The sequence below is a fragment of the Actinomadura sp. 7K534 genome (assembly GCF_004348575.1).
GTDB classification, from domain to species: domain Bacteria; phylum Actinomycetota; class Actinomycetes; order Streptosporangiales; family Streptosporangiaceae; genus Spirillospora; species Spirillospora livida.
Genome location: NZ_SMKB01000204.1, coordinates 1 through 12985, shown reverse-complemented (window position 1 = coordinate 12985; position 12985 = coordinate 1). Strand labels below are relative to the sequence as shown.

12 protein-coding genes, 1 tRNA gene and 1 pseudogene are annotated in these 12985 nt (G+C 71.9%); 10 read left to right on the top strand and 4 right to left on the bottom strand.

All coding sequences use genetic code 11. The features are described from left to right. The first annotated feature begins 89 nt into the window (after positions 1 to 89). The 5 genes from E1266_RS28940 (at position 90) to E1266_RS28930 (ending at position 4447) form a co-directional block, all read left to right on the top strand. Entirely contained in the window at positions 90 to 1019 is a 930-nt protein-coding gene (locus tag E1266_RS28940) for a 4-(cytidine 5'-diphospho)-2-C-methyl-D-erythritol kinase (RefSeq protein WP_132052395.1), read from the top strand. A gap of 94 nt (positions 1020 to 1113) precedes the next feature. Beyond that, on the top strand, positions 1114 to 1284 hold the full coding sequence (locus E1266_RS38285) for a hypothetical protein (RefSeq protein WP_165966248.1): 171 nt from the start codon (positions 1114 to 1116) through the stop codon (positions 1282 to 1284). Next, a complete protein-coding gene (locus E1266_RS38280; protein ID WP_165966247.1) occupies positions 1284 to 1460 on the top strand; it encodes a hypothetical protein in 177 nt (58 codons plus the stop codon). The genes E1266_RS38285 and E1266_RS38280 overlap by 1 nt, the downstream gene beginning before the upstream one ends. Before the next feature lie 46 nt (positions 1461 to 1506). Then, complete coding sequence (locus E1266_RS28935; RefSeq protein WP_132052393.1) at positions 1507 to 3300, top strand: ABC-F family ATP-binding cassette domain-containing protein; 1794 nt, start codon at positions 1507 to 1509, stop codon at positions 3298 to 3300. Between the two features lie 19 nt (positions 3301 to 3319). Continuing rightward, entirely contained in the window at positions 3320 to 4447 is a 1128-nt protein-coding gene (locus tag E1266_RS28930) for an amidase (RefSeq protein ID WP_132052391.1), read from the top strand. A gap of 3 nt (positions 4448 to 4450) precedes the next feature. Here E1266_RS28930 and E1266_RS28925 read toward each other — a convergent pair whose 3' ends face one another. The 4 genes from E1266_RS28925 to E1266_RS28910 form a co-directional block, all read right to left on the bottom strand. Continuing rightward, positions 4451 to 4954, bottom strand: a complete 504-nt coding sequence (locus E1266_RS28925; RefSeq protein ID WP_132052389.1) for a MarR family transcriptional regulator — start codon at positions 4952 to 4954, stop codon at positions 4451 to 4453. Positions 4955 to 5007: 53 nt separating this feature from the next. Then, entirely contained in the window at positions 5008 to 5820 is an 813-nt protein-coding gene (locus E1266_RS28920) for a patatin-like phospholipase family protein (protein WP_132052387.1), read from the bottom strand. Positions 5821 to 6229: 409 nt separating this feature from the next. Then, positions 6230 to 6976: a TetR/AcrR family transcriptional regulator gene (locus E1266_RS28915; protein ID WP_207945969.1), complete on the bottom strand. Its 747-nt coding sequence runs from the start codon at positions 6974 to 6976 to the stop codon at positions 6230 to 6232. Positions 6977 to 7029: 53 nt separating this feature from the next. Further along, positions 7030 to 7983: a fatty acid desaturase gene (locus E1266_RS28910; RefSeq protein WP_132052385.1), complete on the bottom strand. Its 954-nt coding sequence runs from the start codon at positions 7981 to 7983 to the stop codon at positions 7030 to 7032. A 431-nt stretch (positions 7984 to 8414) separates the two neighbouring features. On the opposite strand from E1266_RS28910, the gene E1266_RS28905 reads away from it, so the two are divergent. From E1266_RS28905 to E1266_RS28885, 5 genes and pseudogenes are all read left to right on the top strand, one after another. Continuing rightward, positions 8415 to 8486: transfer RNA gene (locus E1266_RS28905), tRNA-Gln, on the top strand. Between the two features lie 179 nt (positions 8487 to 8665). Then, entirely contained in the window at positions 8666 to 10105 is a 1440-nt protein-coding gene (glmU, locus tag E1266_RS28900; protein WP_279436358.1) for a bifunctional UDP-N-acetylglucosamine diphosphorylase/glucosamine-1-phosphate N-acetyltransferase GlmU, read from the top strand. A 141-nt stretch (positions 10106 to 10246) separates the two neighbouring features. Continuing rightward, positions 10247 to 11227: a ribose-phosphate diphosphokinase gene (locus E1266_RS28895; RefSeq protein WP_132052381.1), complete on the top strand. Its 981-nt coding sequence runs from the start codon at positions 10247 to 10249 to the stop codon at positions 11225 to 11227. Positions 11228 to 12051: 824 nt separating this feature from the next. After that, a complete protein-coding gene (locus tag E1266_RS28890) occupies positions 12052 to 12672 on the top strand; it encodes a 50S ribosomal protein L25/general stress protein Ctc (protein WP_132052379.1) in 621 nt (206 codons plus the stop codon). A 109-nt stretch (positions 12673 to 12781) separates the two neighbouring features. Further along, positions 12782 to 12985 (top strand): annotated as a pseudogene (locus E1266_RS28885) (hypothetical protein); the annotation flags it as partial.

The following is a 12985-nucleotide window of genomic DNA, read 5'->3' as shown; positions in this document are numbered from 1 at the left end:
CCCCAGGCCCCCCGGAAAAGCCTGTGCCCTTCTGGGGGGACGACCCCCCAGGCCCCCCGGAAAAGCCTTTTAGGCCGTAGGGTTTCGGCGTGAACGCAGTGACGGTACGCGTCCCGGCCAAGGTCAACCTCCAGCTCGGCGTGGGTCCGCTCCGCGAGGACGGCTACCACGACCTCGTCAACGTGTTCCACGCGGTGTCCCTGTTCGACGAGGTCACCGCGGCGGACGCCGCGCGCCTGGAGGTGAGCGTCCAGGCCGCTCCGTACTCGCGGGTGGCCGTCGGGGGCGTTCCCGCCGACGGGGACAACCTCGCCGCGCGGGCCGCCGGGCTCGTCGCCGCCCGGCTGGGCGTCGAGCCGCGGGTGTCGCTCCGGATCCGCAAGGCCATCCCCGTCGCGGGCGGCATGGCGGGCGGCAGCGCCGACGCCGCCGCCGCGCTCGTCGCGTGCGCCCGGCTGTGGGACGACCGCGACGACCCCGTCCTCACCCGCGAGGACCTCATGGAGATGGGCGCGGAGATCGGGAGCGACGTGCCGTTCGCCGTCCTCGGCGGCACCGCCGTCGGGGTCGGACGCGGCGAGCAGCTCACCTCCGCGCTCACCCGCGGAACCTTCCACTGGGTGTTCGCGACCGCGGACGGCGGGCTGTCCACCCCCGCCGTCTACGCCGAATGCGACCGGCTCCGCGAGACGCGGGGCGAACCCGCGCCCAGGCCGAGCGTCTCGGAGGAGCTGATGACCGCGCTCGCCACCGGCGACGCCAAGGGCCTCGGCGCCGCGCTGACCAACGACCTGCAGGAGGCGGCCCTGTCCCTGCGGCCGTCCCTGGAGCGGGTGCTGGACGCGGGCCGAGACTTCGGCGCGGTCGGCGCGCTGGTCTCCGGGTCCGGTCCCACCTGCGCGTTCCTCGCCGAGACCGAGGAGGACGCGGCCGGCATCGCCGACGGGCTGGACGGTGCGGGCGTCGCCGCGCAGGTGCTCCGGGCGTCCGGACCCGTCCCCGGCGCGACGCTGGTGTGACCCGCGGTAGCTGCGATCGTCACACAAGCGAACTTCGGGCCGGTGGCGAGCGTCTTGTACCCATGACACCGATTCCCTCAGACGAGGTGAGCCGATGACGTACCTGTCCGGGCTGCTCGGCCTCGTGGCGATCGCGATGATGGCGACGCTGCTCCTGCTGGCCGTACGCCGCGACCGCGCCCTCCGCCGCAACGCTCCCGGTTCGACCGCCGCCCGCCCCCCGCAGGCCCCGCTCGGGCTGCGCGGCGAGAGCGAGGCGTCGTGATGTCGTTCGCGCTGCTGCTGGTCGTCCTCCTGCTCGTCCTCCTCGTCGTCGCGGCCGTGGTGGTCGTCATCGTGGTCGCGTCCTCGCGGAGCGGGCGGCAGGGCCCCCCGCCCGGATCGGTGCCGCCCGGGTACGGGCCGCCGGGGCCCGGCCCGCAGGGGCCGTACGGGCCTTGACCGCCCGCACGATCGGCTCGCCGGAGCCAAATAGACTGATGGCGCCGTGAATCTGATCAATCTTGAGAACGTCGCCAAGTCCTACGGGCCGAAGCCGCTGCTCGACGCCGTGTCCCTCGGCCTCGACGAGGGAGACCGCGTCGGGGTCGTCGGCCGCAACGGCGGCGGCAAGAGCACCCTGGTGTCCGTCGTCGCGCGGGAGACCGAACCCGACGCCGGGCGCGTCACCCACGCGCGGGGGCTGCGGCTCGGCCTCCTGTCCCAGCGGGACGAGTTCCCGGAGGGCGCGACGGTCCGCTCCGTCGTGCTGGGCGACCGCGCCGAGCACGAGTGGGCGGGGGACGTCCGCGCCCGCGACGTCCTCGCCGGCCTGGTCCCCGACCTCGACCTGGACGCGCCGGTCGCCGGCATGTCCGGCGGGGAGCGCCGCCGCGTCGCGCTGGCCCGGCTGCTCGTCCCCGACTCCGACCTGCTGCTGCTGGACGAGCCGACGAACCACCTCGACATCGAGGCGATCGCCTGGCTGGCCCGGCACCTGAAGGCCCGCGGGGTCGCGCTGCTCGTCGTCACGCACGACCGCTGGTTCCTCGACGAGGTCACCGAGCGGACGTGGGAGGTCGTCGACGGCCGCGTCGAACGCTACGAGGGCGGCTACTCCGCCTACGTCCTCGCCAAGGCCGAGCGCGCCCGGATCGCCGCCGCCACCGAGGCCAAGCGGCAGAACCTGCTGCGCAAGGAGCTGGCGTGGCTGCGCCGCGGCCCGCAGGCCCGCACGTCCAAGCCGAAGTTCCGGGTGGACGCCGCGCAGGCGCTGATCGCCGACGAGCCGCCGCCGCGCGACGCGGTCGAGCTGACCCGGTTCGCGACCGCGCGGCTCGGCAAGACCGTCTACGACGTGGAGGACGTGACCGCCGCGGTGGGGGAGGGCGACGCCCGCCGCACGATCTTCGACCGCATGACCTGGCGGATCGGCCCGGGAGACCGCGTCGGCCTCGTCGGCGTCAACGGCAGCGGCAAGAGCACCCTGCTGCGGCTGCTCGACGGGTCCGTGCCGCCGGTGTCGGGGAAGGTGGTGCGGGGCAAGACCGTCCAGCTCGCGCACCTGTCGCAGAACCTCGAAGACCTCGACCCCGAGCGCCGTGTCCTGGAGTCGGTGGAGGAGATCCGGCGCCGCATCACCGTCGGCAAGCGCGAGTGGACCGCGAGCCAGCTCCTCGAACGGCTCGGCTTCCAGGGCGACCGGCAGTGGACGCCCATCGGCGACCTGTCCGGCGGCGAGCGGCGCCGGCTGCAGATCCTCCGACTCCTCATGGGCGAGCCCAACGTCCTGCTCATGGACGAGCCCACCAACGACCTCGACATCGAGACGCTCACCGAGGTCGAGGACCTCCTGGACGGCTGGCCCGGGACGCTGATCGTCGTCAGCCACGACCGGTACTTCCTGGAGCGCATCACCGACCATGTCGTGGCGCTGCTCGGCGACGGCCGCGTGTCGATGCTGCCCGGCGGCGTCGACGAGTACCTCGAACGCCGCGCCGCAGGCACGGCCCCGAAGCCGGCGCGGCCCGGCGGGGCGGCCACCCCCGCGGCGAAGGTCGCGCCCGCGCCGGCGAAGCCCAAGGCCGGCGGGCAGGACTGGAAGGCCCGCAAGGAGCTCGACCGGCTCGAACGCCAGCTGGAGAAGCTTGCCCGGCAGGAGACCGAGCTGCACGAGCAGCTCGCCGCGCACGCCACGGACTACACCAGGCTCCAGGAGCTCGACGGCCGGCTGAAGGAGATCCAGGCCGAGGCCGCGGAGGTCGAGGAGGAGTGGCTGATGCTCGCGGAGGACGTCGGCTGACGTCTGGGATGCTGGCCCGATGACGACCTGGATCATCAGGACGGACGAGCCGGGGGACGGCCCCCGCCTCGCCGTCAAGGACGCCATCGACGTCGCCGGGCTGCCCACCACCGCGGGCTGCCAGGCCGTCGCGGAACGAGCCGAGCCCGCCGCCGCGGACGCCCCCGTCGTCGCCTCGGCCCGCGCCCAGGGCGCCCGCGTCGTCGGCAAGACGAACCTCAACGAGCTGTGCGTGGCCGCCGATGGCGTCAACCCGTGGACGGGGACGCCGGTGAACCCGCTGGACCCGTCCCGCGTCCCGGGCGGCTCGTCCAGCGGCTCCGCCGTCGCCGTCGCGACCGGGGAGGCCGACGTCGCGTTCGGCACCGACACGTCGGGCTCCGTTCGGATTCCCGCGGCGTGCTGCGGCATCGCGGCGCTCAAGACCACCAGCGGCCGCGTCCCCCTCGACGGCGTCTACCCGCTGTCGCCGACGCTGGACACGGTCGGGCCGATGGGACGCGACGTCGCCGCCGTCGTCCTCGGGATGAGCCTCATCGAGCCGGGGTTCTCGCCCGTGCCGTACGACGCGTCCATGACGATCGCGCGGCTGCGGCTCGGCGCCCCCGGCTTCGACATCGATCCCGCGATCGACGCCGCCGTCGACGACGCGCTGCGCCGCCTCGGCCCCCTGACCGACGTGACGTCCGGGTACTACTACGACGCCGCCACGGCCAACGGCCTCTACGTCGCCGAGGAGGGGTGGCGGCAGAACGCCCGCCTGGTGACGGAGCCGCCCAAGATGAGCGGGCGGATCCACCGGCGGCTGCAGCAGTTGCACGACGTCGTCGAAGCCGGGCGCATCGGCTGGGCCGCCCGCGTCCGCGAGGCGATCAGGGCGGAGTTCGACGCGATCCTCGCCCGGCACGCCGCCATCGCCCTGCCGGTGCTGCCCGTCGTCACCCCCGAACCCGACGAGGACGACCATTCCGACCTGCTGCTCACCTCGCTGAACGGCCAGGTCAACGTCGCGGGGCTGCCGGCGTTCGCGCTGCCGGTCCCGCTGCCGGGCTCGCATCTGCCCGCGTCCGTCCAGCTCATCGGCCCGGCGGGCGGCGAGGAGCGGCTCTGCGGCATCGCCGCGGCGCTGGAGGCCGCCCTTTCCTAGGGGCTAATGGCCCTCTGTGGTCTCGTCGAACGGGATGAGGAGGGTGCGGAGCAGGTCGGCGAGGACCTCGCGCTGCCCCGGGCCGAGGCTGTCCAGTATCGCCTGCTCCCGTTCCAGCAGGTCGGCGAACGCGGCGTCCACGAGCGTCCGGCCCGCGTCGGTGAGCCGGACCAGGACGCCGCGCTTGTCCTGCGGGTCGGGATGCCGCTCGACCAGCCCCGCCGCGGCGAGCCGGTCGATGCGGTTGGTCATGGTGCCGGACGTCACCAGCGTCGCCCGCAGCAGCCGGCCGGGGCTGAGCTGGTACGGGCTCCCGGCCCGGCGCAGCGCGGTGAGCACGTCGAACTCCCACGACTCCAGGTCGTGGTCCGCGAACACGGCGCGCCGGGCCCGGTCCAGGTGCCGGGCCAGCCGGGAGACGCGGCTGAGGACCTGCAGCGGCCGGACGTCCAGATCCGGACGTTCGGCGTTCCACGCCTCGACCAGACGGTCGACCTCATCCTGCATGCCGACACCCTACCTGTCTTGATATCGAGAAATATGGCCGCGCCCCCGGCTCGTCACCCGCCCGGGACCCCGGCGACGGGTCCGATCCGCTCCGCGGCGGCCGCGGCCTGCCGGAATCCCTCGCGGTAGGCGGGCGTCCAGCGCGCCAAGTCGCCGACGTTATCCCCGAACGCCTCCCGCGCCCCCTCGTCCGGGACGATCCGGACGTCCGCCGCCGCGTCGCCGAACACCTGCGGGAGCGGCTCGACCAGCACCACCGCGCCGGCGCCCCGCGCCAGGCCCGCGTTGGATCCGCCGCCGAACGCGCCGTCCATGTAGCGCCGGCCGTTGATCGTCACGGGCTCGGCGTAGCCCGGGGCGGCGCTGCTCGCCGCCACCGCCGCGGTCAGCGGGACGCCGCTCGCCGCGTCCCACACGACCGGCTTGCCCGACTCCACGTCCACGGCGGTGACGAGGAGCCGCCGGCCGGGCCACTCGTCGGTCCCCACGAGGAACTCCATGCTCGCCCTGTGCCGCTCCTCCGGCAGCGCCGCCGCCTCCAGCGCCAGCCGCCCGATCCGCTGCCGGGCCTCGTCCGGGTCCAGCTCGGCGGTGCTCCCGATCTCGACCACCCCGGCCATCACCGACCCGTCCACCGGCGGGGGCCGCTCGTCCGAGGGCGGCAGCTCCGCCACCGCGGCCAGCTCCCGTCCCGTGGCGATCATCGCGCCCGCGATCGCGCCCGCCGACGTCCCCACGATCAGGTCCGCCGCCGCCGGCTCCACGCCCGCCCGCCGCAACCCCGCGGCGAGGCCCGTCAGCCACGCCGTCCCGACCGGTCCGCCGGGCCCGAGGACCAGCGCCCACCCGCCTCCACTGTGTTCCATGCCACGACGATAGGGACGCCCCCGGCGGCGCGGCATCCGGCAATGGTCCTAGGCCGATCGAATTCTTGACATCAAGATATGGGTGGGGCATGCTCTCTCTTGATGTCGAGAAAAACAGCGGCAGTACGGGACCCTGTCTCAGCCTGGTCCCCGGCGAAGCCCACGGCACCCGCGAGAGCGACGCATCCCGCGGCGACGGCCGGGAGGCGGTCCGCCGCTCCCACAACCCCATAGACGGGATGCCGCCCGTCCACCGAGGGAAGCTACTCGTTCCCCTGCGGTGTGCCAGCTCGGACGGGCGGGCGGCGTCCGGCGAGATCCCGGCCTCGCGACCCGAGCCGGCGACCCCTGGCCGGTGGCCACCCGGACGAACTCCGGGCGGCCACCGGTTGTCACGTCCCGCCGGCCGTCAGGTCAGCGGGTCGGCGAGCCCGTCCAGGTCGCGGCGGCCCCGGCGGTGCGCCTTCCCGGCCTTCGCCGCGGCCCTCCCCTCGGCCTTCTCCGCCCGCGCGGCGGCCTTCTCCGCGCGCTGCTTCCGGCGCTCCAGCTCCTTGCGGCGGCGGCGCGGGTCCAGCGACGGCCTCGGCTCCAGCCCGGACAGGCCGTTCCAGGCCAGGTTCACCACGTGCGCCGCCACGTCCTCGCGGCGAGGCTTGCGGACGTCCAGCCACCACTGGCCCGTCATCGCCACCATGCCGACCAGCATCTGGGCGTACATGGGCGCGAACTTGTCGTCGTAGTCGTGGCGGTCGAACTCCTGGGCGAGGACGTACTCGACCTCCCCGGCGATCTCGCTCAGCAGGCTCGCGTAGCTGCCGGTGCCCGTGCCGCCGTGGGAGTCCCGGACCAGGATGCGGAAGCCGTCCGGATGCTCCTCGATGTACTGCAGCAGCGCCAGCGCGGCCTTCTCCAGCTTGCCCCGGTAGTGGATCGCGGAGTTCAGGGACTCGGTGACGAGCCGCAGCAGGCTCTCGAACTCGCGGTCGACGACGACCGCGTACAGCCCTTCCTTGCCGCCGAAGTGCTCGTAGACCACGGGCTTCGACACACCGGCCGCGGAGGCGATCTCCTCGACCGACGTGCCGTCCAGGCCGCGTTCGGCGAACAGCGAGCGCCCGATCTCGAGCAGCTGCTCACGTCGTTCCTTGCCAGTCATCCGCTTTCTGCGGGGTCTGGGCGCGGGTTCTGTCACGGAATCAATTGTGGCGGTCAAACCGCCTGCTTGGTCCGCTTGGCCGCCAGCCGCTCGTCGTTCGGCCACCGCACGTCGTACGCGAGGCCCAGCTTCTCGAACGCCCAGATGATGCGCGCGCTGATGTCGACCTGCCCCTTGAGGACGCCGTGGCGCGCGCACGTCGGGTCCGAGTGGTGCAGGTTGTGCCACGACTCGCCCAGCGACGGGATCGCCAGCCACCACACGTTGCGGGACTTGTCGCGGACCTCGAACTCCTCCTTGCCGAACGTGTGGCAGATGGAGTTGATCGACCAGGTGACGTGGTGGACGAGGGTGATCCGCACGAACCCCGCCCAGAAGAGCGCGGTCAGGAAGCCGGCCCACGACATCGTCACCAGGCCCCCGATGGCCGCCGGCAGCAGCAGCGACAGCGCCACCAGCCCGGGGAACGCCAGGTGGATGCGCCTGATGTCGCGGTCGTTCATCAGGTCCTTGGCGAACCGCTCCTTGGACGTGCGGGCCCCGTCGAACAGCCAGCCGTAGTGCGCCCAGGCCAGCCCCTTGGCCAGCGCCTTCCAGTCGTTGCCGAACCGCCACGGCGAGTGGGGGTCCATCTCCTTGTCGGAGTGCTTGTGGTGGCGCCGGTGGTCGGCGACCCACGTGATGACGGGCCCCTCCATGGCCAGGCTCCCGGCCACGGCCAGGAAGATCCGCAGGCCGCGCTTCGCCTTGAAGGACCCGTGGGTGAAGTACCGGTGGTACCCGACCGTGATCCCCCCGGCGGACAGCACGTAGAACACCGCCATGAGCACGATGTCCGTCCAGCCGAGGAAACTCCCCCATGCCAGCGGAACGACCGCGAGCAGGGCCAGGAACGGCACGCCGGTGAACACGGCGATGAGCAGGCGCTCCGCATTGCCCCTGGGTTCTGGCGCGATCTCTGGACGCCGCTGCGGGCGAGGGGGATCCATGGCTGGAGCCGTTGTCATGCGTCACCACTTTCCTGTGGCTCGAGGCGGCATTACCTACGTCAACGTAACCTACGGAACCGTAGGTTCACAGTGGCCGACTGGTAAATTGAGTACGAAACTGCCTCACAGGCCACAAAACTCTCTTGCTACCCAGACGACCGCCAGACCCTCGCGGCAGGGCGGCGAGAGGTGCCTTCACCTGGCCGAACGCGCGACGGTCGCCGGAAGTTCGGCACCGGCCCCGGCACCGTGCCCGGACCGGGGCGCCACCCGCGCCGGGTGGCATGATGAGGCGTTGCCCACACCGTGCGTTCTAAACCGAGGCGGCCATATCGGCCGACCGGTGCGGCCCAAGATCCTTTCCGTGGAATGGAGTGGGCTCGGCGGCGCCCGGCCGAGTATGGTTGTGGGCCGGTCGGACCGCCGCTCCTCCGGCCCCCGCGTGACTTTCCGGCGTGGTGTAATTGGCAGCACAAGGGTTTTTGGTGCCCTTAGACAAGGTTCGAATCCTTGCGCCGGAGCTGTTGGGAATCCTCCGCGGCGAACCTCCGCGCCGAGCCTCCGGGGCGGGCGGCGGGGTGACAGGCGGGAGATGGGCGGTATCCTGCCCGTGTCGGGTGCGCTGCGACCTGTCATGCCCTGATGGCGCAGGTGGGCGTGCTCGCGACCGATCCCGTCCGCGATGCCGAGGAGCCTCCTTGTGAGCGCTGCGAGCCGCCCGGCCGCCGTCATCGTTCTCGCCGCGGGCGAGGGCACCCGGATGAAGTCCCGCACCTCCAAAGTGCTGCACGAGCTGTGCGGGCGAACCATGCTCGGCCATGTGCTGGCCGCCGCGCGCGAACTGGAGCCCGCGCGGCTCGTGGTCGTCGTCGGCCACCGGCGCGAGCAGGTCGTCGAGCACCTCTCCCAGGCCGCGCCGGACGCCGAGCCCGTCGTCCAGGAGCACCAGGGCGGGACGGGGCACGCCGTCCGGATGGCCCTGGAGCAGACCGGCGCCCTCGACGGGACCGTCGTCGTCACGAACGGCGACCACCCCCTGCTGCGCGGTGAGACGCTGGCGGCGCTCGTCCGGACGCACGAGGCCGAGGGGAACGCGGCGACCGTGCTGACGACCGAGATGCCGGACGCGACCGGGTACGGACGGATGGTCCGCGCCGCCGACGGCAGCGTCGAGGCGATCGTCGAGCACAAGGACGCGACCGACGAGCAGCGCGCCGTCAACGAGATCAACGTCGGCATGTACGCCTTCGACGGCGCCCTGCTGGCCGACGCGCTGAAGCGCGTCACCACCGACAACGCCAACGGCGAGGAGTACCTCACCGACGTCGTGGCGATCGTGCGCGGGGACGGCCACCGGGCCGGCGCGCACCTCGCGGCCGACTGGGTGGAGACCCAGGGCGTGAACGACAAGGTCCAGCTCGCGCAGGCCAGAAGGCAGCTCAACGACCGGATCCTCGAAGCGCACATGCGCGCCGGCGTCACGATCGTCGACCCGGCGACCACCTGGATCGACGTGGACGTGACAGCCGAACCGGACGCCGAGGTCCTCCCGGGAACACAGCTCCATGGACGCACGCACCTGGCCGAGGGCGCGCGGGTCGGCCCCGGCTGCACCCTGACGGACACGCGCGTGGGCGCGGACGCGACCGTGATCAACGCGGTGTGCCTGGAGGCGGAGATCGGCCCCGAGGCGACCGTCGGCCCCTACGCGTACCTGCGGCCTGGCACGCGGCTGGCCCGCAAGGCCAAGGTCGGCGCCTACGTCGAGACCAAGAACGCCGACCTCGGCGAGGGCACGAAGGTGCCGCACCTGACCTACGTGGGCGACGCCGAGATCGGCGACGGCTCCAACATCGGCGCGGGCTCGGTGTTCGTGAACTACGACGGTGTCGAGAAGCACCGCAGCGTGATCGGCTCGCAGGTCCGGGTCGGCAGCGACAACATGATCGTCGCCCCGGTGACGGTGGGCGACGGCGCCTACACGGCGGCCGGCTCGGTGATCATCCAGGACGTCCCGCCGGGCGCCATGGCGGTCGCGCGGGCCCGGCAGCGCAACGTCGAGGGGTGGGTCGAGCGCCGCCGGGCGGGCACGCCCGCGGCGGAGGCGGCCCGCCGAGCACGCGAGGAGGACGCGTCCTAGGGCGCGCCCACCGAGGACCGCCCCGCCGCGCGGCGGGGAGGCGGACGACAAAGGCTTCCGTGCGCCGGACTCTTGTGGTGTGCGGTGAGTGGGGACAACACCCACGTGAAGCGAAGTTCCATTGAGGGGGAGTTGTCAGAGGTGAGTGGGATCAAAGCGAGTGGCCAGAAGAAGCTGATGCTCTTCACCGGCCGAGCCCACCCGGACCTGGCCAAGGAAGTAGCCGACAACCTCCATGTCGAGCTGACGCCGACGTCCGCGTACGACTTCGCGAACGGTGAGACGTTCGTGCGGTTCCTGGAGTCGGTCCGCGGTTCCGACGCGTTCGTGATCCAGAGCCACACCGCTCCCATCAATCAGTGGATCATGGAGCAGCTCATCATGGTGGACGCGCTGAAGCGCGCGTCGGCCAAGCGGATCACGGTCGTGGCGCCGTTCTTCGGCTACGCGCGCCAGGACAAGAAGCACCGGGGCCGCGAGCCGATCTCGGCCCGGCTGATGGCGGACCTGTTCAAGACCGCCGGCGCCGACCGCCTGATCGCCGTCGACCTGCACACGGCCCAGATCCAGGGCTTCTTCGACGGCCCGGTCGACCACCTGTTCGCGCTGGACCTGCTGGCGCAGCACTTCGAGAGCCGCCTGGACACCTCCCAGGTCACGGTGGTGGCCCCCGACGCGGGCCGGGTCCGGGTGACGGAACGCTGGTCCGACCGCCTGGGCGGCGTGCCGATGGCGATCATCCACAAGAAGCGCGACCCGGACGTGGCCAACGAGGTGAAGGTCTTCGACGTGGTCGGCGCCGTGGAGGGCCGCACCTGCGTCATCGTCGACGACATGATCGACACCGGCGGCACCATCATCAAGGCCGCCGAGGCCCTGTTCGACCAGGGCGCCAGCCGCGTAGTGGTGGCCGCCACCCACGGCGTCCTCTCCGGCCCCGCGGTAGACCGCCTGAAGAACTCCCGCATCTCCGAGGTGGTCCTGACCAACACCCTCCCCATCCCAGAGGAGAAGCAGTTCGACAAGCTGACAGTCCTCTCGATCGCCCCCCTGGTAGCCCGAGCGATCAACGAGGTATTCAGCGACGGCTCAGTAACCAGCCTCTTCGGCGGCCACAGTTAAATATTGCATCGCCCTCGGCGGTCAGGCGCTAGAGCGCCTTCCCTTCAACGGGCGATGCGTGCGATCGCTGCATCGCTTCGACTCGCCTGGCGGCTCGCTGCGCGATCAGGTTTCTCGCAGGCTCGAAACCTGCCTTCGGACGCGATCGCGACGGCTCAGGTCGGCGCGTGGTTGCGGCGCCGGCTGAGCGAGCCGCGAAAGGTACCAAGCGCCCCAGCCCGAACACCCCTCCGCACCCCCACGCAAAGCGAGCCGCAGGCGAGCAAGCCCAGCAAGAACCGACAGCATCACAGACAGGCACACCCACGGTTTCGAGCGTGCGAGAAACGAGCGAGCGCAGCGAGCAACCTGGCGCAGGCGTGCACCTTCCGCGGTTTCGAGCGTGCGAGAAACGAGCGAGCGCAGCGAGCGACAAACCGCTCCGGCCTCACGCACAGGCATCAGCCGGTACGGCAACCCCGCAACAACCGGAACGCCCTGCGATCGCGTCCGAAGGCAGGTTCCGAGCGAAGCAAGGAACCTGATCGCGCAGCGAGCCGCTAGGCGAGCCGGAGCGATGCGGCGATCGCGCCGCAGTGCTCGCCGAAGGAAGGCGCGCTAGCGCCTGACGCCAAGAGCACTGCAATGAGTACTGCTAGACTTTGTTAACCCGCGTATGCCCGGGTCGTCAGTGCGGTGTCGTAGTGGAGCCGCATTCCCCGGGAGAACGCAAAGAATCTTTGGGAGCGCACGTCCTGGTCGGCGTGCGTGTATCGCAACGCTCTGTCCGTAGCGGACGTCCGGTGCCGGACGGCCGTGGATCGCAACAACAAGGAGTTTCAGCCGTGTCCGAGGTACGCATCGCCGCCGAGCCGCGCACCGAGTTCGGTAAGGGTGCCGCGCGGCGCACCCGCCGGGCCGGCAAGGTGCCCGCCGTCCTCTACGGTCACGGCACCGACCCGCAGCACATCTCGCTGCCGGGGCACGACCTGATGCTGGCGCTGAAGACGCCGAACGTGCTGCTGACGATCGAGGGGCTCGGTGACGGCCCGAGCCTGGCGCTGCCGAAGGACGTCCAGCGCGACCCGATCAAGGGGTTCCTGGAGCATGTCGACCTGCTGATGGTGAAGCGCGGCGAGAAGGTCGTCGTGGACCTTCCGGTGCAGATCGTCGGTGATGTGGTGCCGGGCGGCCAGGTCGCGCAGACGGAGGTCGAGATCTCCGTGGAGGCGGAGGCCACGCGCATTCCCGAGTCGGTCGAGGTCGACATCAGCGGCCTGGAGCTGGAGAGCCAGGTGCTGGCCCGGGACCTGAAGCTGCCGGAGGGCACGACGCTGGCGGCGGACGAGGAGATCCTGATCCTGCAGATCGTGGACGCGACCGCGTCGACGGAGCCGGAGGCCGAGGAGGGCGCCGAGCCCGCGGCCGAGGGTGCCGTGGGCGAGGGCGAGGGCGCCGCCGAGTGACGGTGGCGCCGATGTGCGGCCGGTAGCCGGCCGGCGTCGTCTTTGACGGCCCCCGCGGTGTGCGTGTGCGCACCGCGGGGGCCGTGTTCGTTCCGTGGAGGGGTTGAGGGTGGATCTCTGGCTGGTCGCCGGGTTGGGCAATCCGGGGCCGTCGTACGCGAAGAACCGGCATAACGCGGGTTTCATGGTGCTGGACGTGCTGGTGATCGCGGGCAGCCTGGCGTTCGACTCGTTCGCCACGCCGGGGAACGCCGCCAGCGTCGTGGTGTCGTCCTCGTTCCTGGCGATCATCGCGATCGGGATGACGTTCGTC